We start from the raw sequence: 22,270 nt of genomic DNA on the forward strand, positions 1-22,270 counted from the left end.
AACAATATGTTGATGAAATCGATCGCGGCCGGCCTCGCCGGAACCGCACTGCTCGCAACCGTTGCGTTCGCACAGAATCCGACCGCGACCACTGACAAGGCTCCGGCTGCCGTCGCCACGACGACGACCACGAGCGCGTCCGGGCAGTGGCGTACGTCCAAGATGGACGGCGTCAAGGTCTACAACGAGGCCAACGAGAACATCGGCTCGATCAACGACCTGCTGATGGACAAGAGCGGCGCCATCAAGATTGCCGTCATCGGCGTCGGCGGCTTCCTCGGCATGGGCGAGCATCTGGTTGCCGTGCCCTACGACAAGCTGAAGTTCGTCAATGAGGCCGTGGCCTATACCGGCGCGGCCGGCGCAAATCCGAACGCCAAGCCGGCCACCACCACGACCACGGGTGCTGCGACCGGCACCGAAAAGACCACGACCACGACCACGACCACGACGGCCTCGTCGAAGTGGTATCCGGACCACGCCGTGTTCAACGCGACCAAGGACGAGCTGAAGAACATGCCCGAGTTCAAGTACTCGGAGTAATGCGGCTCTGACTGGCTAAACGAAGCGCGCCCGGTCTTGCCGGGCGCGCTGTCGTGTTTTTTCGTCTCCCGTCATCGCGGAGCACTTGCGACGAAGCAATCCGAAGCGGATGGATTTCTGGATTGCTTCGCTTCCGCCTTCGCTCTTCGAGCTACGGCGGACAAGTCGCTCGCAATGAAGGAGGATGCTGGTTCAGTGCGTCACCAGCGGGCAGCCGCCCTTGTCGAGCGGACGGAACGCCTCGTCGCCGGGCACGGTGGCGATCAGCTTGTAGAGGTCCCACTCGCCCTTGGATTCCTCGGGCTTCTTCACCTCGAACAGATACATGTCGTGGACCATGCGGCCGTCGATGCGGATCTTGCCGTTCCTGGCGAAGAAGTCGTTGACCGGCGTGGCGCGCATCTTTTCCATCACCTTCGGCGCCTCGTCGGTCTTGATGGCCTCGATCGCCTTCAGATAGTGCATGGTCGCCGAATAGAGGCCGGCCTGGATCATGGTCGGCATGTGACCGACCTTCTCGTTGAAGCGCTTGGAGAAGGCGCGCGTCTCCTCGTTCATGTCCCAGTAGAAGGCGTCGGTGATGATCAGGCCTTGCGTCGCCTTGATGCCGAGCGAATGAACGTCGGTGATCTCCATGAGCAGCGCGATCATCTTCTGGCCGCCTTGCACGAGACCGAACTCGGCCGCCTGCTTCAGCGCATTGGTGGTGTCGCCGCCGGCATCGGCCAGCGCGACCACCTTGGCCTTGGAGGCCTGGGCCTGGAGCAGGAAGGAGGAGAAGTCCGAGGAATTGAGCGGATGACGGACCTCGCCGAGCACCTTGCCGCCGCTCTCCTTGACGACGTTGGCGGCGTCGCGCTGCAGCGCCATGCCGAAGGCGTAGTCGGCGGTGATGAAGAACCAGCTGTCCTCGCCGCGTTTCACCATCGCCTTGCCGGCGACGTTCGACAGCGCATAAGTGTCGTAGGTCCAGTGCACCGTGTTGGGCGAGCAGGCGACGCCTGTGATGTCGGACGAACCGCCGCCGGAATTGATGTTGATCTTGTTCTTCTCGCGCGTCAGCGCCGAGATCGGCAGCGCCACCGACGAGGTCGGCACGTCGAAGATCGCATCGACCTTGTCGTTGTCGTACCAGTTGCGGGCGATGTTGACGCCGACATCGGGCTTGTTCTGGTGATCGGCGGCGACCACTGCGACAGGCTTGCCGGCGACCTTGCCGCCGTAATCGGCGACGGCCATCTCGACGGCGGCCAGCGAGCCTTTGCCGGTCGCGTCGGCATAGAGGCTCGACATGTCCGTGAGCACGCCGATCTTGACGACGTCGTCGGAAATCTGCGCCTGCGCGGCGCCTGACGTGGCGGCGAGCGCGAGACCGGCCGCGACGGCGGCGATGAGTTTTTGCATGGTTTTTCTCCCCGTGTGTTGTTGTTTGGGTTTTGTTGCGGGGACTGTTCTAGCGACAAACGGTCGCGGCAGCTAAGCCAAAGATGCGTGAGGGGGTGGACAAATAAGCAGGGGGCGACGGTGTTCTAGCCCTCTCCCCTTGTGGGAGAGGGTGGCTCGCCGCATAGCGGCGAGACGGGTGAGGGGTTCTTGCCGCATGCAACCATCTTGCATTCGTACTTGCGGAGGCAACCCCTCATCCGGCGCTTCGCGCCACCTTCTCCCACAAGGGGGGAAGGAAGAAGAAAAAGTGCGCCGCCGGTCAGGCGCCGCTGCCCTTGAGCCGTTCGTTGCGTCGGCGCAAGCCTTCCAGGGTGGCGAGGAGGATGACCGACACCGTCGTCAGGATCACCGCCGCCGCCGTGATGGTCGGGCTGATGTTCTCGCGGATGCCGCTGAACATCTCGCGCGGCAGGGTGCGCTGCTCGGGACCTGCCATGAACAGCACGATCACGACCTCATCGAAGCTGGTCGCGAAGGCGAACAGCGCACCTGATGCCAGGCCCGGCAGGATCAGCGGCAGGATCACGCGGCGGAACGCGTCAAGCGGCGAGGCGCCGAGCGAGGCGGCGGCGCGCGCCAGATTGGTGTCGAAGCTTTGCAGCGTCGCGCCGACCGTGATCACCACAAAGGGCGTCGCCAGCGCGGTGTGGGCCAGGATCAAGCCGAGGTAACTGCCGGTCAGTCCGATCGGCGCGAAGAAGAAATACAGGCCGACCGCGGTGATGACGCCCGGCACGACCACCGGCGACAGCACGAAAGCGAGCACGAGCGGTTTGAGCCGGCTCTTCCATTGCGCCAGCCCCAGTGCGGCCAGCGTGCCGAGCACCATCGACAGCAGGGTCGAGGCGACGCCGATGATCATGCTGTTCTTCAGCGAATTCATCCAGCGCGGCGAATTGATGAAGTCGCCGTACCAGCGCAAGGAAAGGCCGGGCAGCGGATAGGTCAAATAGGAGCCTGAGCTGAAGGACAGAGGCATGATCGCCAGGATCGGCGTGATCAGGAAGATGAACACCAGCGTGGAGACAACGATCGTCGCGGTCCACGCGATGCGCTGGCTGGGTGTGCGGAGGGAAGGAGCTTCGCTCAATTCTTCATGCCTCCGGTGACTTGCTGGCCCTGCACCAGCTTTCCGTAGACGAGAGCGAGCAGAACGGTGGCCAGCAGCAGCACAGCCCCCAGCGCCGAAGCGAGGCCCCAATTGGCCGTCTCGGTGGTGTAGAGCGCGATGAAATAGCTGATCATCTGATCGGCGGCGCCTCCGACGAGCGCCGGCGTGATGTAATAGCCGAGCGCCAGGATGAAGACGAGCAGGCTTCCCGCGCCGATACCGGGCAGCGTCTGGGGCACGTAGATCCGCAGGAAGGCGGCGAGCGGCGGCGCACCGAGCGAGGCGGCGGCACGCATGTAGGCGGGCGAGATCGCCTTCATGCTGCTGTACAGCGGCAGGATCATGAATGGCAGGAGAACGTGGGTCATGGCCACACAGACACCGAAGCGGTTGTAGATCAGGCGCAACGGCTCGTCGATGATGCCAAGCCAGTGCAGGCTGTCGTTCACGACGCCTTTGCTCTGCAACAAGACGATCCAGGCGCATGTGCGGACCAGAAGCGACGTCCAGAAAGGAAGCAGTACGCAGATCATCAGCAGGTTGGACCGGCCCGGCGGCAATGTCGCCAGCAGGTAGGCGACCGGGAAGCCAAGGATCAGGCAGAGCACCGTGACACTGAGGCTGATGAGGAAGGTGCGGGCGAAAACGCTGCGGTAGATGGCCTGATCCGGCGGGGCTGCGACGATCGCGCCGTCCACGTTCCGCGTCAGGTCGAGCGCTGCCAGAAGGTAGAAGCCGGTCACGGGGCCACTGGCGTCCTTGATCGTCGTCCAGGTGGAGCGTTCGCGCCAGGCCGGGTTGATCTTGCCCAGCGTCTCCCTGGCGGTGCCGGGCTCCGGCACCGCCTTCAAATTGCGTGCGGTGCTGATGAGGATCGTGCGAAAGCCGTTCAGTGCGTAATTGAGCCGCTTGGCCGCGATGGCGATGGTGCCGGACGCGCGCGCCGCCAGGATGTCGCCTGCCAGCGCCGCGTAGGCCTTTTCGTCCGGCAGGTCCTTGCCGTCCCAACTGGCGAGAGCCGCGACGGTTTGAGGCAGAGCCTGACGCACCTCGCGGTCATCGACGGCGCGCCACAGCATGCCGGCGATCGGGCCCGCGAAGGTGAAGAGCAGGAAGACGAGAAGCGGCAGCACCAGCGCCAATGCCTTGACCTGGCGTGTCCGCTCTGCACGCCTCAATCGGCGCTTGAGCGGCACCTCGGTCGACGAACTGGCGCCGGCTAGAGACATTCCTGTCATGGAGTGAGCCCTTCGGAGCGGCCCGAGCAAGCGCCTCGTCCTTCGAGACGACCGCATCGCGGTCTCCTCAGGATCAGGCTCTTCGACGATGGTGCCCGTAGAGTCACTGCCACAAACTCAGACCTCATCCTGAGGGCCCGCCGTAGGCGGGCGTCTCGAAGGATGCGCCGCAGGCGTGCTATCTGCCACGTCTTTGCCTCAGCGCCAATTTCGGCCGCGCGCTATTTCGCGGCCCATTTATTGAAGCGCTCGGTCAGGCGGTCGATGTTCTCGAGCCAGAAGGCAACGTTGATCTCGACCGCGTTCTTGATGTTGTCAGGCGCTGTCGGCAGGTCCTTCAGCACGGCGGACTGCAGCTTGGCGGCGGCGTCCTTGTTCGAGGTCCCGTAGGCAATGTTCTCCGACAGCTTCGACTGGTTCTCGGCCTTGCCGGCGAAGTCCAGGAACTTGTAGGCCGCGTCCTTGTTCGGGCTGCCCTTCAGGATGACCCAGCTGTCGAGGGTGAAGAGCGCTCCGTCCCACACCATGCCAAAGTTCTTCTTCTCGTTCTTGTTCGCGGTATCGATGCGGCCATTGTAGACCGAGGTCATCGCCACCTCGCCGGAGGCGAGCAATTGCGGCGGCTGCGCGCCGGCCTTCCACCAGACGATGTCGCTCTTGATGGTGTCCAGCTTCTTGAAAGCGCGCTCGATGCCCTCGTCGGTCGCCAGCACCTTGTAGACGTCCTTCGGTGCGACGCCGTCGGCCATGAGGGCGATCTCGAGCGTGGTCTTCGGGCCCTGACGCAGGGCGCGCTTGCCCGGAAACTTCTTGGTGTCGAAGAAGTCGGCCCAGCCTTTGGGCGCGTCCTTCAGCTTGTCCTTGTCGTAGCCGAGCACGAAATCGTACAGGATGGCGCCGACGCCGCACGGATTGACCGACGGCTGTATGTAAGCGGCCTCGCCGCCGATCTTGGAATAGTCCAGCTTCTCGAACAGGCCTTCCTCGCAGCCGACCGCGAGTTCGTCGCTCTCGACCTGGACGACGTCCCAGGTGGCGGCGCCGCCCTGGACCTTGGCGCGCAGCACGCCGACGCCGCCGTCCCAGGACTCGTCGTTCATGGCAATGCCGGCCGCCTTCTTGAACGGCTCGAAATAGACCTTCTTCTGGGCGTCCTGATACGCGCCGCCCCATGACACGACGGTGAGGTCACGCGCCTGCGCGACTGTCGCCAGCCCGGCGCTGGCAGTGAGTGCAGCGGCGAAACCCAGAGCAATCTTGCCAATCTTGCGCTTCAGCATGGTCCTTGTTCCTTCTTCATCTGCGTTGCGTTGAGGTTGATCGGTGCAAGTGCCGCTTGCGTTGGAATCAGACGGGATCGAGGGCGAGGCAATCCTCGGGGCGGAAGGTGATGAACACGCTTTCGCCGTGTCGCAGCCCATCATGCGCCCCCGGCTGAAGCTTGACCATGAACTCGGCGTTGCCGGCGACATCGAGCACGGCCAGCGCGTGGTCGCCGAGATAGATGGTGTTCTGCACCTTGGCCGGCAGCCGGTTCGGTCCGTCGCTGGAGGTGCTGTCAGGGATAATGGCGATCCGCTCCGGCCGCACCGACAACGAGGTCGATGCGCCTGCGCCTGATACGTTGACCGCACGGGCCATGACGGAGCCGCCGGCCGCCAGCGCGACGCGGCAATAGTCCTTCTCGATCGTCTCCACGGTGCCGGCCAGCACATTGTTCTCGCCGACGAAGTTGGCGACGAAGCTGTTGACCGGATGCTCATACAGCGCATCGGGCCTGTCGATCTGCTGCACGATGCCGTCGTTGAACACGGCGATACGGTCCGACATGGTGAGCGCTTCGCTCTGGTCGTGGGTGACGTAGACGACGGTGATGCCCATCGTCTCGTGCAGTTGCTTGATCTCCAGCTGCATCTGCTCGCGCAGGCGCTTGTCCAGGGCGCCCAGGGGCTCGTCCATCAGCACGAGTTGCGGGTTGAAGACCAGCGCGCGGGCCAGCGCCACGCGCTGCTGCTGGCCGCCGGACAGTTGCCCGGGCCGCCGCTGCGCCAGGGTTTCCATCTTGATCATCCGTAGCGCTGCCTTGACGCGCGCTTGCGTTTCCGCCTTGTTGACCTTGCGCACGGACAGCGGAAAGGCGACGTTCTCCTCGATCGTCAGGTGCGGAAACAGGGCGTAGTTCTGGAACACCATGCCGATGTCGCGCTTGTGCGGCGGCACGTTCTTGATCGGCCGCTCGGCGAGGTAGATCTCGCCATGCGTCGGAACCTCGAAGCCAGCCAGCATCATCAGCGTGGTCGTCTTGCCCGAGCCCGACGGGCCAAGCAGGGTCACGAACTCGCCCTTCCTGATGTCGAGATCGAGGTTCTTCACCACGAGATGCTCGCCATCATAGGTCTTCTGAATGCCGGAAAAGCGCACCAGTGCCGGTGCTGGCGTGACCATACCGGCTTCCATATTTTCCTCGCGTTGTCAGCTACAGTGCTGTCGGGACCTCGTCCGAGGTTGCGAAGAACAGCTTAGCAGCCTCCGACAAGAATGCCAGCGGCGGAAGCGATTTGCGCGGGCCCGGTGGGTGAAAGCGCGCTACATTCCCGACAGCTTGCTCACGGACACGTTCAGCGAGCCGCCGGCTTCGGCGACGATGCGCAGCGTCTTGGAATCGAAGGCGATGTCGGCCAGCGTCAGGCTGTCGATCTTCGCCTCGACCTTGAGGCCGTCCTCGTTCCTCTGGTAGTCGGCGATCGCGGCGGCAATCTTCTCGCGGGCGTTGGCGGCGATCGGCTTCAGATCGAGCGTCGCCTTCTGCACCAGCGCTTGCTGCATCTGCGGCACCACCGCGCGTGCGGCGGCGCCCAGCAGGCCGAAGGCCGCCTCGGATTCCACCGCGAGCTGGATGTCGGCGAGGCGCAGCGTCTGCTGTGCCTGGTCCAGCATCGGCCGGCCCCAGATGTGCACATTTGCTTCGGCGCCGAGACCGAGCCAGCTCTTCTTCTCCTTGGCGCGCACCAGCAGCGAGATCAGAAGGCGCTCGCCCGACGGGACCACGTTGACGCTCTTGACGGTGACGTCCACCGGGCCGGAGCCGTCCTCGGGATAGGTGTGGCCGACCATCTGCGCCGCGATCAGCTTGTTGATCTCGGTGAAGGGCACGTCGATCGGCACGCCGATGTTCACGCCGGTGCCGGTCGGCGGCACGATCGAGATCTTGTCGGGAAACGGGCAGTCCGGCTTGGTCGGCGTCGACGTGACCCGCGTCTCGGCCTCGAGGCCCAACAGCAGCGTCACCGCCTGCGCGTCGACGCGCGGCTGCGCCGCGATGGCGCGGATCGGCTTCATCTCCAGCCAGAGCGGCGGCAGCGCGGCCGAGGAACCTTGCAGCGGAATCGAGCGGCAGGCCTTGGCCCATTGCAGCTTCGCATTCTCGCGCAACGAAGGATCGTTGCGGATGCGCTCGGAAACAACATTGATCTGCTCGCCGACGTTCTTGTCGATCAGCGGCTTGACCTGCGCCGGCACGTTGACCTTGGCGCCGGCGACGTTGAGGTTGGTGTCGCCGAGATTGACCTGGGCGCCGAGATTGGGCTCGAGATGCCAGTTGGCCGCGAGCTTCGGCCGCGAGGTGACGACGACGTTGCCCCTGATCTCGGCGCTGGCGTTCAGGTTCTTGATGTTGACCGCGCCGATCTGTTTGGCGGCATTGCCGCCGAGCACGCTGCCGAGCGCCTCGCCGAGGGCGCCGGTCGCTTTCGACGACAGCGAGCCCGTCACGTTCAGCTTGCCCGTGAGCGGCGTCGACAGCGTCAGCACGTCCTTGTCGCCGGCCGCCGACATCGGTCCGCGCGCCGCCGTCCAGCCGATGTCGGCATCCTGCAGGATCTGCGAGATCGGGTTCTCGGCCTTGCCGGCGAAATTGCGCGGCGAAGCCTTCTCGGCCTGCTCGCGGATCGCCGACAGCGCGATCGCGACCGGCGCCACCACGATCGAGCTCTTCGAGACCGGCGGCAGCGGCGGCAGTTGCGCGACCGGCGGCGCGGAATTCGTCGCTCGCGGCGACAACAAGTCCATCGCCTTCAGGCTGATGAAAAACGACGCCGCGAGCACCGCGACGCCGATCAGGATAGTCTTCAGGTTCAACGTCAGACGCATCTTACCCCCAAGCCGCCCAACGGGGATTTTACAGGGCAGGCGAGCAGGGCGCTAGAGCGCACCGATGGGGTGGAATTGGGGCGAATGGGTTAACGGCGGCGAACGCGCCGTTGCCGTGCATTCAGGCCATCATCGCGCCTAAAGCTGTTGTTTGAGCATGATCTTTTCGGAAAACCGCTTCGCACTTTTCCGGATCATGCTCTATGTGCGCTTGGGACGGCGGACCGCTCTCACCTTGCCGGCGCTTCCCCCACCGCAGAAGAAGCGGTCGCCGCCGTCGGATTCCAACCCTGAAACCATCGTGCCGGCGGGCAGGTCGAGCTGCTCCAGCACCTTGCCGTTCTCGGGGTCGATCCGCCTCACGTCACTCTCTTCGCCCTCCCAGGTGCCGTGCCAGAGCTCGCCGTCCACCCAGGTCACCCCGGTGACGAAGCGCTTGCTTTCGATGGTGCGGAGAATCTTTCCCGACTGGGGATCGACCTGATGGATCTTGCGCTCGCGATATTGACCGACCCAGAGCGAGCCCTCGGCCCAGGCCAGTCCGGAATCGCCACCGCCGCCGGGCGCCGGGATGGTAGCAAGCACCTTGCCGCTCGCCGCGTCGATCTTCTGGATTCGGTCCTCGGCGATCTGGAACAGGTGCCGGCCGTCGAACGCCGTTCCCGCATGCGCGGCGACATCGATCGAGCGCGCAATCTTGCCGTCGGCCGGATCGACCGCATTCAACCTGTCGCCGGACGCGAACCACATATGGCTCCCGTCATAGGTGACGCCGTGCACGGCTTCGACGCCCGCAAAGGGCCCGTATTCCCTGACGATCTCGGCTGCTGAACGCTTCATGTTGCTCGATCCCTGTGAGACGATCCCACCTTACGTCTTCAGGAGCGGGCCGGGGAGTAACAAGCCTGTCGGGAAACCCGGGACGGGCGGGGTCATCCAGCGTCTTGCCCGGCCATGGCCGAAGCACTGCACTTTGTGCGACCGCGCCAGCTCTTCGAGAGACCTCTGCACGGTGCGCGCGCTCGTTCCCAGCGCGAGCGCGAGCGCCGAGCTAGACCAGGGTTCGCCATCGGAGAGGAAGGCGAGCACCGCGGCGTGCTTTTCCTCGACGGGCCGCGCCAGCACGAGGACGTCTCTTGTCCTGCGCGGTGTCAGCGCAAAGCCCTGCCTGGTCGCGCTGACATCGGCGAGAGGCTTGAGCTTGGTGCGGAGCCGCCCGATCTCGACCCGCAGGCGCGCGCGATGCGATTCATCGACGTGCCTCGCCTGAAACGCCCCTGTGATCAACGCCTCCCGGGAGACATCCGCGGGCCAAGCCTGCGCGAGGATGCGGGCGAGCGCGAACAGTACCGGCCGCCTTCCGAGCGCCACCACGGTGCCTCGCCGGCGAACCGAGTGATGGAACGTGTCCACCAGCAGCGCCTGCGATGTCGCGAGCTCCTCGACCTCTTCGAGCCGTAACGGCCGCTCGTGTCCGCGCGTGATCAGCCGCGCTGCCGGCGTATCGAGCACGCGGTTCGTGCTTTCGACCTCGGCCGCGAGCGCAGGGATGCCGGCCTGCTGTGCTGCGCGATAGGCGCGCTCGAGCGCCGTGCGCGCATCCTTCGTTCGCAGGCGCCTGATTGCGATGCCCGCGACGACGAGCTCACGGGCGACCTGGGAGGCAGGTGGGAGCGATGCGGTACCGAGCACCGCCAGCGTGCGCTCGGCCTCGTCGAGGCGTCCGAGAAGGAGAAGACGGCGCGCCTCGATGTGGCCCGCATGGGCGGCGTTGGCGAGATCGCCGTGCCGTTCGAGCGTGGCTCGCGCAGCCGCGAGCGTGTTCGCCGGCCAGTTCAGGTCGCGCGAGACGAGCGCGATCTCGGCCTCCGCCACGACGCACCTTGCGCGCGCGACCGCCTCTCTCGGACCGAAGGCGCGTGCGGCGCTCCGCAGCAGCGTCTTCGCCTTTGCGAGATCGCCGAGCTGCGCCATCGCGATGCCGCGCAGCGCCAGCGACGGTGCATCGTTGCGCAGCGCTACGCGGTTCAGCGCGCCGAGCGGATCGCCGGCTTCGAGCGCGCGCGCCGCGGCCGTGATCAGCGACTCCATTCAAATCCCGCCACACTTGTTACTCCCACCGCGCAACCGTCCGATGCCACAAATCGTTGACCGCCGGCAACATGCGGTAAGGGGCGAGCGGTTCCGCGTCTGTCATAGCGACCCGCGGAGAGCCCGCCCAGACAAGAGATTTGGCAAGAGGTTTGGAGAGCCATGATGACATCAGCAGAAAAAGCAGGAACGAACGGACAGACCGCCATGCAGACACCGCCGGTGGTGTCGCCGCAGGACTGGGAGGCAGCCCGCCAGCAACTGCTCGTGAAGGAAAAGGCGCATACCCGTGCCCGCGACGCCCTGGCCGCCGAGCGCCGGCGCATGCCGTGGATGGAAGTGGCCAAAACCTATGCGTTCGAGGGGCCCGGCGGCAAGGTCAGTCTGCACGACCTGTTCCAGGGCCGCCGGCAGTTGATCGTCTACCGCGCCTTCTTCGAGCCTGGTGTGTTCGGCTGGCCCGATCATGCCTGCCGCGGCTGCTCCATGGTGGCCGACCAGGTCGCTCATGTTTCGCATCTGAACGCCCGCGACACCACGCTGGTCTTCGCCTCGCGCGCGCCGCAGGCCGACATCATCAGGCTGAAGAAGCGGATGGGCTGGACCATGCCCTGGGTCACCGTCACCGACAGTTTTGACGTCGATTTCGGCGTCGACGAATGGCACGGGACCAACGTGTTCTACCGCGACGGGAATCGCATCTTCCGCACCTATTTCGTCAAGAGCCGCGGCGACGAGCAGATGGGTGGTACCTGGAATTATCTCGACATCACGCCGCTCGGCCGCCAGGAGGTCTGGGAGGATTCACCGAAGGGCTATCCGCAGACGCCGACCTACAAATGGTGGAACTGGCACGACACCTACGCGGAAGGCGCCGCGCCCGACAAGAAATGGGTCGAGATCTCGGACGCCGGCGAAAAGGCCTTTCGCGAGGAGGCGGCGGAAGGACGTGACTAGTCCCCTCAGCGCGGCTGGCAACGCCAGCCGCGACGGCGCCATCGCCGCGCGGCGCCTCGCCAGATGGCTGGGCCTCGCCGCCACGCCGACTTTCGCAATCATGGCCGCGCTGACGACCATGATTGGCGGCTCCGCCGACATGCTCTGCTCCGCCGGACATGGCTCTTTGCTGGGCGGGATGGTGCCGATGTATCTCCTGATGAGCGCGTTTCACTCGGCGGCGTGGCTGAAGCTGATCGCGGAGCGGCGGGGTGGAGGTGGGAGGTGAGGTGCGAAGTCCCACATTGCTCCCGCCGCAACCGCATCGTAACGACGCGCCAGGGCCGTTACTGCGAACTCACCGCCTGCAAATATGCAATCACCTTCGCAGCCTCGTCGGCCGAGACGCCGCCGTAGGGCTGCATCTTGTTGCCCGACACGACCTCGTCCGGCCTGAGCATGAAGCGGGTGAGCTTGTCCTGGTCCCAGACGAAGCCGGCTTCTTTCATGGACTGGGAGTAGTTGTAGTTCGGCAGCGAGCCTGCGTTGCGGCCGACGATCTTGCTGAGATTGGGACCAAGGCGATTGTCGCCTTCCTTGACCGAGTGGCAGGTGCGACAGGAATTGTTGAAGGCCTGCTGGGCTGCGTCGGCGCTCGCCGGCTGCTGCGCGAGCGAGAAGGGCGTGGACAGGAGCAGCGCCAGTATTCCGGCGCAGGCGATGGCGTGTAGCCATGGGCGTGGCAACGTTTGCATCTGCGCCTCCATGAGAAATTGCGCTCGTGCTCTCGGGGGCGAAGTCGGCCGGAGAGCTCCATGCAAACGAAAACGGCCCCGGTGGGTTCCGGGGCCGTTTGCGTCACAATGTCCTGTCGCTTACCGCAGCGTGCGGCCAAGCTCGGCGCGCCGCTCCGTCATCGGCAGCACGATCACCTTGGTGCCGACGTTGACGCGGGAGTAGAGGTCGCTCACGTCTTCATTGGTCAGGCGGATGCAGCCGGAGGAGACGTGCTTGCCGATCGTGTCGGGAGCGTTGGTGCCGTGGATGCGGTAGATGGTGCCGCCGAGATACATGGCGCGGGCCCCTAACGGGTTGCCGGGGCCGCCGGCCATGTGGCGCGGCAGATAGGGCTGGCGGGCGATCATCTCCGGCGGCGGGGTCCAGTCCGGCCACTCGGCCTTCTTGGTCACTGACTGGATGCCGGACCAGGTGAAGCCGTCGCGCCCGACGCCGATGCCGTAGCGCACCGCCTGGCCGTTACCGAGCACATAATAGAGATAGGTGTTGGGCGTATCGATGATGATGGTGCCCGGCGCCTCGCGCGTCGCGTAGGCGACGGTCTGGCGGCGGAAGCGGGCCGGCATCACGGCCGGGTCCTCGTCTTCGGACGGCGCGGTCTGGTACGGCGTCGCCTGATAAGGCTGGTAAGGCTGCGGCGCGGTCATCGTCGGCAGTGGCTGGAAGAATGGAAACAGCTGCACGGGCGCGGCCTTGGCCGGGCCGGCAAATGCGATCGCGGCAACAGCCATTGCGCCCAAAGCAACGGCGCGCGAATACGTCTTGAACGTGTCCAGATTGAACATGTGATCGCCCCTGTTTGCTCGGTGTTTTTCTCCACCGCGGCACCATTGCGGTGCTCCGTTGGGTCAATCACTACCGGCAATAGGTTTCGGGACTTTTGCGCGGAAAACCGAAAACGGTTTCATCGCGGCAAGGATTGTTTCATGACAGTTTCGTGGCCGCGTCGCCCCGTTAACGAACAAAACAGCGGGCCGACACTTATGTGACGTCACACGCCTGAAATATCCGTGGTTGATGGTCGTAAGCCGAGAATCATCAAACTCTCGGGATTTTCCGATGCGGGTATTAATCGCGACTGACGCCTGGCATCCGCAGGTCAACGGTGTGGTCCGGACGCTGACCTCGCTGGCGAACGCGGCCAAGGCCCTCGATGTCGAGATCGACTTTCTGACGCCGGACGGCTTTCCGTCCTGGCCGCTGCCGACCTATCCGGGCCTGCGCATCGCGCTGCCGAGCCGCAAGGAGACCGCGCGGCGGATCGAGAAGGCGGCGCCGGAAGCCCTGCACATCGCGACCGAAGGCCCGATCGGATGGGCCGCGCGCGCCTATTGCCGCCGCAACCGGCTCGCCTTCACCACCTCCTACACGACGCGCTTTCCGGAATATATCTCGGTGCGGACCGGAATTCCTGATGCCGTCGGCTATGCCGTGCTGCGGCACTTCCACGATGCCGCCGCGATGACCATGGTGGCGACACCTTCGCTGCGGCAGGAGCTCTCCGAGCGCGGCTTCAAGCGGCTGGGATTCTGGACGCGCGGCGTCAACACCGAGCTGTTCCATACTGATTCCCCGGCCAGGCTCGATCTGCCGGGCCCGATCTTCATGACCATGGGCCGCGTCGCGGTGGAGAAGAATCTCGAAGCGTTCCTGTCGCTCGATCTGCCCGGCACCAAGGTCGTCGTCGGCGACGGCCCGCAGAAGGCGGCGCTCGAAAGGAAGTATCCGGACGTCGTCTTCCTCGGCGAGAAGAAGGGCGCGGATCTCACCGCGCATCTCGCCGCCGCCGACGTGTTCGTGTTCCCGAGCCTGACCGACACGTTCGGCGTGGTGCAGCTCGAAGCGCTGGCCTGCGGCACGCCGGTTGCGGCGTTTCCGGTCACGGGTCCAAAGGACGTCATCGCCGATCACCCGATCGGCGCGATCGACCATGATCTGCGTACTGCGTGCCTGCGTGCACTGACCATGTCGCGCGAGACTTGCCGCAACTTCGCGCTGGAGCGCTCCTGGGAGAACAGCGCGCGCCAGTTCGTCGGCAACCTCACCTCACTTCAGCCCAGCCGCATCCTGCGCGCCTCGCCGGTCATGGCGCGGCGGCCGGTGCGCGGCTGATCCTCACGTCCTGACCCAAAGCGAGAACCACACCGATGTCCAAGATCATGAACCTTGACGGCACCCAGCAGCTTGACCTCACCCGTGGCACGGTCGAGCAGGCCTATGACCGCTGGGCGCCCGTCTACGACCTCGTGTTCGGAGGCGTGTTCGCCAAGGGCCGGCAGGCGGCGATCGCGGCCACAAACAAGATCGGCGGCCGCGTGCTCGAAGTTGGCGTCGGCACCGGCATCTCGCTGCCGCTCTACGCGCCGCACCTGCGCATCTTCGGCACCGACATTTCGGAAGCGATGCTCGACAAGGCGCGCCAGCGCGTCACCGAGGGCAATCTGAAGAACGTCGAGGGTCTCGCGGTGATGGACGCCGAGAAGCTCGAATTCCCCGACAATTCCTTCGACGTCGTGATGGCGCAATACGTCGTCACCGCCGTGCCAAATCCGGAAGTCGCGCTGGACGAATTCGCCCGCGTGCTGCGCCCGGGCGGCGAGCTGATCATCCTCACCCGCGTCAGTGCCGATACCGGCATGCGCCGCTTCATCGAGCAGAAGCTGCAGCCGGTGGTTCGTCCGCTCGGCTTCCGCACCGCCGAGTTCGCCTGGTCGCGCTACGCCAAGTGGCTGTCCGGGGCCAAAGGCATCGAGCTTGCCGAACGCCGCCTGATTCCGCCGCTCGGTCATTTTTCGCTGGTGCGCTTCCGCAAGATCGACGTCGCCAAGGCAGCGTAACTGCTGCTCCTCATGGTGAAGAGGCGCGGTAAGCGCCGTCTCGAACCATGAAGGCCCGTGCAGATGCACCTCGGCCTTCATCCTTCGAGACGCGCGTTCCGCGCTCCTCAGGATGAAAGGATAAAGAGTACCCCGTGCGTCACCGCGCCGTTGCACATCGTCATATGACAAAATGATGATGTCACACGGCCTACATCGAATCCCTGTAAATCCTGAACCCGAAAGCATTTTGGGGGAGAGCATGATCAAGAATTATCTGGAGCAGCTGCGGATCCAGCGCTGGGACGACCATCGCTACTATCACCACAGCCGCATCAATCAGAGCCTGCACTTCGTCAGCGCGCTGAGCTTCCTGTTTGCCTATGTCTGGCTGTTCGTCGATCCCATGATCTCCGCGCTGGTCGGCTGGCTGGTCTCGATGACCTCGCGCCAGGCCGGCCACTTCTTCTTCGAGCCGCACGATTACGACCACATCAATCAGGCCACCCACGAGTACAAGGAAGACATCAAGGTCGGCTACAACCTTCAGCGCAAGGTGGTGCTGATGGCGATCTGGGCTGCGTCCCCGCTGGTGCTGTTCGCCGATCCGACCTTGTTCGGCCTGTTCACGCCCTGGGCAAGCGCGACCGACTTCATGCGTCAGGTTGCCAAGATCTGGCTCGTGATCGGCGGCGGCGGCCTCCTGTTCCGTACCGTGCACCTGTTCTTCATCCGCGACGTCGAGACCGGCCTCGTCTGGATGACCAAGATCCTGACCGACCCCTTCCACGATCTGATGCTCTATCGCAATGCGCCGCTGGCGCTGATGCGCGGCGAACTGATGGATCCCGGCCTGCACCTCAATCCCGAGCACACGCTGGGCCTGATCGGCGAGCCCGCGCTCGAAGAGCAGCACGCCTGAACGCGCTGCGCACACAAGACACTCCGATGTCTGATGATTGCGTCATGCCCGGCCTCGTGCCGGGCATCCACGTCTTGGGGATATCTTTAAAGTGACTCAGTGGAGCCGCGCGCTCTTTTCACCTCGCCCCGTCTGCGGGGAGAGGTCGGATTTGCGCGTAGCGCAAAGCCGGGGGAGGGGGGGTATCCGCGGGGGCGCCGCTAGCGGATCGTGCGCCAACGCTCACCGCGCGCGCGGAGGGTCCCCCTCACCCCAACCCTCTCCCCGCAGGCGGGGAGAGGGGGAGGAGAGGGCGGTGTTCGTGGTGCTCGCGGCGCGGGGTGCGTGTGGTGAGGCCTCAGCGCCCCAGGCGCTTGGCCAGCATCTCTTTCAGGATCTGGCGCTTGATGTTCTTGTTGGTGAGCACGCCGTCGTGCCACCAGAAGCCGTCGGCCTTCATCTTCTCGGCGGCGCGGACGAAGCGTTCGGCCACCTCGGTGAAGTCGGCGTCGGTGTAGTTCAGGCTGAAGATCAGCCGGCCGGTGCCGACCCAGCTCAGGGACAGGCCCTCGGCGCGCAGGTAGTATTGCAGCATCCAGTTGTAGCGGGACGGCGTGGTGTATTTCACCGTCCAGATCGAGGAGAAGTTGGCGAACCGCACCGGCAGGCCGGCATCGGTCATCATCTGGTTGAGCTTTTGCGCGCGCCCGTTCCAGGTCTCGTCCAGCCCGTCATAGATCGCGCGGAAGTTCGCGCTGGCGAGCCGGCTCAGGAACTCGTCCATCGCCGTCATGACATAGGGATGCGAGTTGAAGGTGCCGCGGGCGAAGCAGACGTCGGCGGGACGATCGTCGCGGAAGCGGCGCATCAGCTCCTTCTTGCCGCAGACCACGCCGACCGGCAGGCCGCCGGCGAGGCTCTTGCCGTAGGTCACCATGTCGGCGCGAATGCCGAAATATTCCTGGGCGCCGCCGGCGGCGAGACGGAAGCCGACGAAGACCTCGTCGAAGATCAGAACGATGCCGCGCTCGGTGCAGACCTCGCGCAGCTGCTTCAGCCACTCGGTATAGGCCGCACGATCGAAATTGCCGCCGCGGGAGGAATCGACCAGCGAGGAATCGCCGGGCGCGTTGGCGTTCGGATGCAGCCCCTGCAGCGGGTTGACCAGCACGCAGGCGATATCCTTGCGCGTGCGCAGCACATGCAGCGTCTTCTCGGACATCTCGGCGAGGGTGTAGGTCTCGTGCGCTGGAATCGGATTGCCGACGCCGGGCTGCACGTCGCCCCACCAGCCGTGATAGGCGCCGGCGAAACGGACGAGATGCGTGCGCTTGGTGTGGTAGCGCGCGAGCCGCACCGCCTGCATCACGGCTTCGGTGCCGGACATGTGGAACGAGACTTCGTCGAGGCCGGAGATCCGGCAGAGCCGCTGCACGTTATCGAGGATGACGGGATGGTATGGGCCGAGCACCGGTCCGAGCGCATGCGCCCGCTTCTCGGAGCCTTCGATGCACTCCTTGTAGAAGTCGTTGCCGAAGATGTTGACGCCGTAGGACCCCGTGAGGTCGTAGGAGGTGTTGCCGTCGACATCCGTGACGGTGACGCCGCGCGAGGACTCCATGAAGGTCGAGGTGCCCAGGTGCTCGCGGACGAGGCGCGAGAACTGGAACGGCACGCGGTAGGTCTCGGTGAAGTGCAGGTCGGAGATCTTGTCCGCCGCCTCCTTCGTCATCGCGCGACCCTTGGGGTAGCGATCGGCGTAGAGTCGCGCGAGGCGGAAGAAGGCGTCCTTGCGCTGCAACACCACGTTGGCCGGTGCGCCGTCGCAGCCGAAATACTTGTCGCCTTCGAACTCGTAGAACGGGAGCAGCCGGGCCACCCGGCGCGACATCTTGGAGTGCCCGGCGAGCGAGCGGTGCTTGGCGCGGGAGAGTGCGATGCGCGCCTTCAGCTTCGGGAAGGCGGCGGCAGCGGACGCTGCGGCGGCCACGGAAAATGAGAGAATCGGGAGTGTCGTTTCCATGACAACAAGCGCTAATACTGCGAGCTGACAGATTCATGACAGTCAAAGCCCTCATAGCCTCTTTCACCCAGCAGGAAGACCTCAACTTCCTGTTGACCAATCGCATCCCGCGCGCCGCGCTGACCCGCTTCATGGGCTGGTTCTCCAAGATCGAGAACCCGCTGGTGCGGGACGGCTCCATCGCGCTGTGGAAGCTGTTCTCCGACCTCGATCTGTCGGAGGCACACAAGACCCATTTCAGGAGCCTGCACGACTGCTTCACCCGGGAGCTCAAGCCCGGCCTGCGGCCGTTTGATCCGGACCCCGCGGTCGTCGCCAGCCCGTCCGACGGCATCGTCGGCGCCCACGGCCGGATCGCCGACACCGAGCTGTTCCAGGTCAAGGGCGCACCCTATTCGCTGCTCGACCTGCTCGGCGATTCCGCGCTGGTCGATCAGCACCGCAACGGCTCCTTCGTCACGTTGCGGTTGACCTCGAGCATGTATCACCGCTTCCATGCGCCCCATGACGCGCATATCGAGCGCGTCACGCTGATCCATGGCGACGTCTGGAACGTCAACCCGATCGCCTTGAAGCGGGTCGAGCGGCTGTTCTGCAAGAACGAGCGTGCGGTGATCCGCACGCATCTGTCGACCGGTGAAGCCGTGACGCTGGTGCCGGTCGCCGCGATCCTGGTCGCGAGCATCCGGCTGCACTTCCTCGACATGGTGCTGAACGCGCAGACCCGCGGCCCGGTCAATTTTCCTTGCAACGTCAACGTGACCAAAGGCGAGGAGCTCGGCTGGTTCGAGCACGGCTCGACCATCATCATCCTGGCACCCGGCGATTTTACCTTCTGCGACGGCATCGCCGAGGGCACGCGCATCCGTGCCGGTCAGGCGCTGCTGCGAAAAAACTAGCCTTCAATCCGCCGTCCCGGCCGCCTATATCCTCGGTGGGACGGCTGGATCGACACGGATTTGGTGATGGCGCGGGCGCCGGTGCTGGCGGCGGGTGGTATTGTGCTGCGGCGGGGTGCGCCGCCGCTGATCGCGGTCGTGCGCCAGCGCAAGCGCAACGAATGGGTTTTGCCCAAAGGCAAGCTCGACGACGGCGAAACGCCGAAGCAAGCCGCACATCGCGAGGTGCTGGAAGAGACCGGCCACGAGGTCGCGATCCACGAATTCCTGGGCACGCTGGTCTATCAGTCCGGTGGCCGCTCCAAGGTCGTGCATTTCTGGCGCATGGAGGCCGGAAGCGGGCCGGTCCGCAAGCTGATGAACGACATCAAGGCGGTCGACTGGCTGACGCTGGACGATGCGCTCGTGCGCCTGTCGCGGGAATATGAGCGCGCCTTCCTGGTCCAGGTCGGTCCGATCGCACTCGCTGCCGCAGGCGTTGCAATCGCCGAAGCCGACGTCACACCGCCGCTCGCAACCGAGGATGTCGATGCAGCCTTGCAGACGCTGACGCCGGCCGAAGCCGTCTCCGTCGACGAACTGCGCCATGGCCTGTTGCAAAAGGTGAAGGCCTGGCTGCGCGGCGAGGCGTGAGCCGTCGCTTTCTTTACCTCGCCCCACTCGTCTCCCCGTAACAACGGAGAGAGGGAGCGCGCCTGTGCGCACTACACTTTACCGCTGCTCCCTTTTCTCCTTCGGAGCCGGCACCGGCTTGCGCGGTGCTGCTGGGCGTTGTGCGCCCGGCACGCGCTGCTGGAATCCGCCCTGGCGCTGGATGCTGCCTGGTTGCTGAGTTGCGGGTGGCTGGCCGGGTTGCAGTCCCGTGCGCGGCGTTTGCGGTTGCTGCGGAACGGTCACGCCCGGCTGAGGCGGCGTCGCTGTTGCGGGCTGCGTCGGAGCTTGTCCGTTGCGCTGTGGCTGTGCCTGCGTCGCACTGCCCGGCTGCGCGCCTTGCCCGGTGCGTGGCCGGCCTGCCGGCTGTCCCGCACGTTGCTGCTGCCCCTGACCCACGCGCGGCGTGCCCGGCTGCACCGTGCCGCCTTGTCCTTGGCCCTGCCGCTGCGGCGGCTGGCCGCCTTGTTGGCCACCTTGTTGGCCGCCTTGGCGACCCGGCGCGCCCGGCTGCTGCCGATCCGGCCGGTTGTTCTGGCCGGGTTGAACGTTCGGCCGCTGCGGCTGCTGGCCTGGCGCCGTCGCCGGCCGCAATTGTTGCTGCTGCGGCATCTGGGTCGGACGCGGAATGCGGCTGATCGCGGTCGGATTGGCGCGGCGGAAGTCACGCTGCTCGGTGACGATCTGGCGGCCTGTGGTCTGCGCCAGATGCACCTGGCTGACGAAGCCGCGGTCGCGTGCGATCTGCTGTGCGGGAATGACGATCGGCACCGCGGCAAAGCGCATGGCGCCGGCGGCGCCCGCGCCGGGCCGGATCGCAAAGCCGCTCGCGGCTTGCGTCAGCGCGCCGAGCCGCGTGCCGCTGGTGCGGTCGTCGACGTCGATGTGCCCGACACGGCCATCCGCGTCGGGATAGAGCTTGATGTTGACGTTGCTTGCGCTGCGCGCCGCAGCGCCTTCGGGCACGTCGACGACGCCGGTGGTGCCGCGGATGCCGAGCGTCGCAGTCGGCGTCGTGATCTTCATGTCGCCGGTCTTCGCCACCGCCGCCGCGACGAAGGCGACCGTGCCCTTGCCGACGTCGAAAATCGCCGAGTTCTGCTTGCCGCCATCCTCGTACACGTAGTTGTCGATGGTGATTTTTGCGCTGGCGGAGAGATTGAACGTGGTCGTATCGTTGAAGGTGATGCCGAGCGCGGAGTTCGACGAGGTCTGCACGACGTCGTTGAGATAGATGTCGTCGCGCACGCGCAGCGGATAGGAATTCCTGTCGCGGATCACGGTCGCGATTCCCGTCACGGTCGCGACGTTGCCGATCGGCTCGACGGCGGCGGGCTGCGCGTCTGTTGCCGGTGTCGGCGAGGCTGATGGAATCGGGGAAGGCGCGGGTGCCGGCTGCGATTGTGGTTGCGCCTGTGCAAGCTCGATCGCGTCGGATGCGCATGCCGCGGGCGCGCCGGCCAGCGGCAAGGCCAGCAGGGCAAGCGCGACGACGAAGCGGCGCCAGGCAATCATTGAAGTCACGAGGGGGGTCCCGGTGAGAACGCGAAGGCGAGGTCGGCGGATTTCAGCCCGATGGAGCTGAATGGTGGATGAACATGTGTCAGGGGAGGGGCGAACGTTCAAGCGCCACGTCCCCGTGTCAGGGACGTGGCGCCATCATAAGAACAAGAAGGCTGGATGCTGCGGCGAGTGACTGGCTTCAGCTCACGCGCTTCCAGGTCTGGCCGCCGCAGAACATGCCGCCGAAGGCGCAGCCCTGCACGCGCATCGCATTCGGGCCCTTCATCGCGATGGTGGAGTCGTAGTTGCGGCCGGAGTCGGGATCGTGGATGCGGCCGCTCCACTTCGCGCCTTCGGGCTTCATGTTGATCAGGATGCGCTCGTTCGACTTCACGGCATAGCCGCAGAGATTGGCGCCGCATTGTTCGACGCGGACGTTGCCCTTGTTCTCCTCGGTCGCCCAGACGCCGATCGGCGTGTTGGCGGCCAGGACAGGCGCAGCAGCCACCGGAGCGGGAGCGGGCGCCGGAGCAACCGCGACCGGCGCGGGCGCAGCAACGGGAGCAGGAGCCGCGACCGGCGCCGTATTGTCGTAGCTGGCGGCCGGAGCAGCGGCAATTGTCGCGGCCGGAGCGGCGGGGGTAACAGCGGGCGCGGTCGTCTGGACCGGGGCCTGCTGCACGGGCTGCTGCTGCACCGGAGCCGGCGCGGTCTGCGCGGTCGTTGCCGGAGCCGGCGTGGTGTCGACGTCATCGTCCTTGGACCCGAGGCCCTTGAGGTTGATGTTGTTCAGCTTGATCGGCTTGTCGGACAGGCCCGGCGCGACGATGGTGATGCAATTGAGCGAAGCGCAGTTGCGCGGCGTCTCGATGCGGATGTGCTGGCCCTCGACCTGGAACGAGATCGAGTTGCCGGCATGTGCGGCGGCGGTCGAAGCGAGGAAGAGTGCCGTGGCGGCGATGGTGAGCTTGTTCATGACAACCTCCGAAAAATGTGGGTCCCGATATGGACTGAAGTCGCTGGTGGATGAAGCGTGGTTCGACCCTATGCCGGGCCGGTCAGGGGTTCTGTGACGGACGTCACAACGGCTCGCGGCCGCTCGGTGAGGCAGCGCACATTCAGCCGCGATCCATCCCGCGTAACCTCGTCGCGACACAGAGGGAGG

21 protein-coding genes are annotated in these 22,270 nt (G+C 65.3%); 8 read left to right on the forward strand and 13 right to left on the reverse strand.

What is annotated here, in order from left to right; genetic code table 11:
- The first annotated feature begins 6 nt into the window (after positions 1-6).
- Positions 7-543: a PRC-barrel domain-containing protein gene (locus OC450_RS02090; RefSeq protein ID WP_211384454.1), complete on the forward strand. Its 537-nt coding sequence runs from the start codon at positions 7-9 to the stop codon at positions 541-543.
- A gap of 192 nt (positions 544-735) precedes the next feature.
- Here OC450_RS02090 and OC450_RS02095 read toward each other — a convergent pair whose 3' ends face one another.
- From OC450_RS02095 to OC450_RS02130, 8 genes are all read right to left on the reverse strand, one after another.
- On the reverse strand, positions 736-1,947 hold the full coding sequence (locus OC450_RS02095) for an ABC transporter substrate-binding protein (RefSeq protein WP_256805964.1): 1,212 nt from the start codon (positions 1,945-1,947) through the stop codon (positions 736-738).
- 301 nt (positions 1,948-2,248) lie between these two features.
- Positions 2,249-3,079 carry an ABC transporter permease gene (locus OC450_RS02100; RefSeq protein ID WP_256805965.1) on the reverse strand — a complete coding sequence of 277 codons (831 nt, stop codon included), beginning with the start codon at positions 3,077-3,079 and terminating at the stop codon, positions 2,249-2,251.
- Positions 3,076-4,338 carry an ABC transporter permease gene (locus OC450_RS02105; protein ID WP_410050488.1) on the reverse strand — a complete coding sequence of 421 codons (1,263 nt, stop codon included), beginning with the start codon at positions 4,336-4,338 and terminating at the stop codon, positions 3,076-3,078. The genes OC450_RS02100 and OC450_RS02105 overlap by 4 nt, the downstream gene beginning before the upstream one ends.
- A gap of 221 nt (positions 4,339-4,559) precedes the next feature.
- The gene (locus OC450_RS02110; RefSeq protein WP_256805966.1) at positions 4,560-5,618 is read right to left on the reverse strand and encodes an ABC transporter substrate-binding protein; all 1,059 of its coding nucleotides are present in this window, start codon (positions 5,616-5,618) and stop codon (positions 4,560-4,562) included.
- A 67-nt stretch (positions 5,619-5,685) separates the two neighbouring features.
- On the reverse strand, positions 5,686-6,795 hold the full coding sequence (locus tag OC450_RS02115; protein ID WP_256805967.1) for an ABC transporter ATP-binding protein: 1,110 nt from the start codon (positions 6,793-6,795) through the stop codon (positions 5,686-5,688).
- 129 nt (positions 6,796-6,924) lie between these two features.
- A complete protein-coding gene (locus tag OC450_RS02120; protein WP_262047076.1) occupies positions 6,925-8,487 on the reverse strand; it encodes a DUF4403 family protein in 1,563 nt (520 codons plus the stop codon).
- Positions 8,488-8,688: 201 nt separating this feature from the next.
- Positions 8,689-9,327, reverse strand: coding sequence for a PQQ-binding-like beta-propeller repeat protein (locus OC450_RS02125; RefSeq protein WP_211384460.1), 639 nt, complete (start codon positions 9,325-9,327; stop codon positions 8,689-8,691).
- 30 nt (positions 9,328-9,357) lie between these two features.
- On the reverse strand, positions 9,358-10,578 hold the full coding sequence (locus tag OC450_RS02130) for a helix-turn-helix domain-containing protein (RefSeq protein ID WP_211384461.1): 1,221 nt from the start codon (positions 10,576-10,578) through the stop codon (positions 9,358-9,360).
- Between the two features lie 162 nt (positions 10,579-10,740).
- On the opposite strand from OC450_RS02130, the gene OC450_RS02135 reads away from it, so the two are divergent.
- Positions 10,741-11,535: a DUF899 domain-containing protein gene (locus tag OC450_RS02135; RefSeq protein ID WP_211384462.1), complete on the forward strand. Its 795-nt coding sequence runs from the start codon at positions 10,741-10,743 to the stop codon at positions 11,533-11,535.
- Positions 11,528-11,803: a hypothetical protein gene (locus tag OC450_RS02140; RefSeq protein WP_211384463.1), complete on the forward strand. Its 276-nt coding sequence runs from the start codon at positions 11,528-11,530 to the stop codon at positions 11,801-11,803. The genes OC450_RS02135 and OC450_RS02140 overlap by 8 nt, the downstream gene beginning before the upstream one ends.
- A gap of 58 nt (positions 11,804-11,861) precedes the next feature.
- Here the strand turns inward: OC450_RS02140 and OC450_RS02145 are convergent, their stop codons facing one another.
- Together OC450_RS02145 and OC450_RS02150 are read right to left on the reverse strand one after the other, a co-directional pair.
- The gene (locus OC450_RS02145) at positions 11,862-12,281 is read right to left on the reverse strand and encodes a c-type cytochrome (protein ID WP_262047077.1); all 420 of its coding nucleotides are present in this window, start codon (positions 12,279-12,281) and stop codon (positions 11,862-11,864) included.
- Positions 12,282-12,389: 108 nt separating this feature from the next.
- Positions 12,390-13,097, reverse strand: a complete 708-nt coding sequence (locus OC450_RS02150; RefSeq protein WP_262047078.1) for a L,D-transpeptidase — start codon at positions 13,095-13,097, stop codon at positions 12,390-12,392.
- Positions 13,098-13,371: 274 nt separating this feature from the next.
- Between OC450_RS02150 and OC450_RS02155 the strand changes: the two genes are divergently transcribed.
- From OC450_RS02155 to OC450_RS02165, 3 genes are all read left to right on the forward strand, one after another.
- Positions 13,372-14,424: a glycosyltransferase family 4 protein gene (locus tag OC450_RS02155; protein ID WP_262047079.1), complete on the forward strand. Its 1,053-nt coding sequence runs from the start codon at positions 13,372-13,374 to the stop codon at positions 14,422-14,424.
- A gap of 35 nt (positions 14,425-14,459) precedes the next feature.
- On the forward strand, positions 14,460-15,149 hold the full coding sequence (locus tag OC450_RS02160; protein ID WP_211384467.1) for a class I SAM-dependent methyltransferase: 690 nt from the start codon (positions 14,460-14,462) through the stop codon (positions 15,147-15,149).
- Positions 15,150-15,390: 241 nt separating this feature from the next.
- A complete protein-coding gene (locus tag OC450_RS02165; protein ID WP_262047080.1) occupies positions 15,391-16,050 on the forward strand; it encodes a hypothetical protein in 660 nt (219 codons plus the stop codon).
- Positions 16,051-16,387: 337 nt separating this feature from the next.
- On the opposite strand, the gene OC450_RS02170 is transcribed toward OC450_RS02165, so the two are convergent.
- On the reverse strand, positions 16,388-18,052 hold the full coding sequence (locus tag OC450_RS02170) for an aminotransferase class III-fold pyridoxal phosphate-dependent enzyme (RefSeq protein WP_262047081.1): 1,665 nt from the start codon (positions 18,050-18,052) through the stop codon (positions 16,388-16,390).
- A 35-nt stretch (positions 18,053-18,087) separates the two neighbouring features.
- Between OC450_RS02170 and asd the strand changes: the two genes are divergently transcribed.
- Both asd and OC450_RS02180 read left to right on the forward strand, forming a co-directional pair.
- A complete protein-coding gene (gene asd, locus OC450_RS02175) occupies positions 18,088-18,951 on the forward strand; it encodes an archaetidylserine decarboxylase (protein ID WP_211384470.1) in 864 nt (287 codons plus the stop codon).
- 66 nt (positions 18,952-19,017) lie between these two features.
- Positions 19,018-19,584, forward strand: coding sequence for an NUDIX hydrolase (locus OC450_RS02180; RefSeq protein WP_211384471.1), 567 nt, complete (start codon positions 19,018-19,020; stop codon positions 19,582-19,584).
- A 78-nt stretch (positions 19,585-19,662) separates the two neighbouring features.
- Here OC450_RS02180 and OC450_RS02185 read toward each other — a convergent pair whose 3' ends face one another.
- Complete coding sequence (locus OC450_RS02185) at positions 19,663-21,117, reverse strand: FecR domain-containing protein (RefSeq protein ID WP_262047231.1); 1,455 nt, start codon at positions 21,115-21,117, stop codon at positions 19,663-19,665.
- 187 nt (positions 21,118-21,304) lie between these two features.
- Positions 21,305-22,081 (reverse strand): DUF2147 domain-containing protein, encoded by a 777-nt coding sequence (locus OC450_RS02190; protein WP_262047082.1) that lies wholly within the window; start codon positions 22,079-22,081, stop codon positions 21,305-21,307.
- Positions 22,082-22,270: the final 189 nt, after the last annotated feature.

The sequence above is a fragment of the Bradyrhizobium sp. Bra78 genome (assembly GCF_024519855.1).
GTDB classification, from domain to species: domain Bacteria; phylum Pseudomonadota; class Alphaproteobacteria; order Rhizobiales; family Xanthobacteraceae; genus Bradyrhizobium; species Bradyrhizobium japonicum_G.

Bases quoted from the DNA above. Each gene is read 5' to 3' on its own strand.
- OC450_RS02090 (WP_211384454.1), top strand. From the start codon at position 7: ATGTTGATGAAATCGATCGCGGCCGGCCTCGCCGGAACCGCACTGCTC.
- OC450_RS02095 (WP_256805964.1), bottom strand. From the start codon at position 1,947: ATGCAAAAACTCATCGCCGCCGTCGCGGCCGGTCTCGCGCTCGCCGCC.
- OC450_RS02105 (WP_410050488.1), bottom strand. From the start codon at position 4,338: ATGACAGGAATGTCTCTAGCCGGCGCCAGTTCGTCGACCGAGGTGCCG.
- OC450_RS02110 (WP_256805966.1), bottom strand. From the start codon at position 5,618: ATGCTGAAGCGCAAGATTGGCAAGATTGCTCTGGGTTTCGCCGCTGCA.
- OC450_RS02115 (WP_256805967.1), bottom strand. From the start codon at position 6,795: ATGGAAGCCGGTATGGTCACGCCAGCACCGGCACTGGTGCGCTTTTCC.
- OC450_RS02120 (WP_262047076.1), bottom strand. From the start codon at position 8,487: ATGCGTCTGACGTTGAACCTGAAGACTATCCTGATCGGCGTCGCGGTG.
- OC450_RS02125 (WP_211384460.1), bottom strand. From the start codon at position 9,327: ATGAAGCGTTCAGCAGCCGAGATCGTCAGGGAATACGGGCCCTTTGCG.
- OC450_RS02130 (WP_211384461.1), bottom strand. From the start codon at position 10,578: ATGGAGTCGCTGATCACGGCCGCGGCGCGCGCGCTCGAAGCCGGCGAT.
- OC450_RS02135 (WP_211384462.1), top strand. From the start codon at position 10,741: ATGATGACATCAGCAGAAAAAGCAGGAACGAACGGACAGACCGCCATG.
- OC450_RS02145 (WP_262047077.1), bottom strand. From the start codon at position 12,281: ATGGAGGCGCAGATGCAAACGTTGCCACGCCCATGGCTACACGCCATC.
- OC450_RS02150 (WP_262047078.1), bottom strand. From the start codon at position 13,097: ATGTTCAATCTGGACACGTTCAAGACGTATTCGCGCGCCGTTGCTTTG.
- OC450_RS02155 (WP_262047079.1), top strand. From the start codon at position 13,372: ATGCGGGTATTAATCGCGACTGACGCCTGGCATCCGCAGGTCAACGGT.
- OC450_RS02160 (WP_211384467.1), top strand. From the start codon at position 14,460: ATGTCCAAGATCATGAACCTTGACGGCACCCAGCAGCTTGACCTCACC.
- OC450_RS02165 (WP_262047080.1), top strand. From the start codon at position 15,391: ATGATCAAGAATTATCTGGAGCAGCTGCGGATCCAGCGCTGGGACGAC.
- OC450_RS02170 (WP_262047081.1), bottom strand. From the start codon at position 18,052: ATGGAAACGACACTCCCGATTCTCTCATTTTCCGTGGCCGCCGCAGCG.
- asd (WP_211384470.1), top strand. From the start codon at position 18,088: ATGACAGTCAAAGCCCTCATAGCCTCTTTCACCCAGCAGGAAGACCTC.
- OC450_RS02180 (WP_211384471.1), top strand. From the start codon at position 19,018: ATGGCGCGGGCGCCGGTGCTGGCGGCGGGTGGTATTGTGCTGCGGCGG.
- OC450_RS02185 (WP_262047231.1), bottom strand. From the start codon at position 21,117: ATGATTGCCTGGCGCCGCTTCGTCGTCGCGCTTGCCCTGCTGGCCTTG.
- OC450_RS02190 (WP_262047082.1), bottom strand. From the start codon at position 22,081: ATGAACAAGCTCACCATCGCCGCCACGGCACTCTTCCTCGCTTCGACC.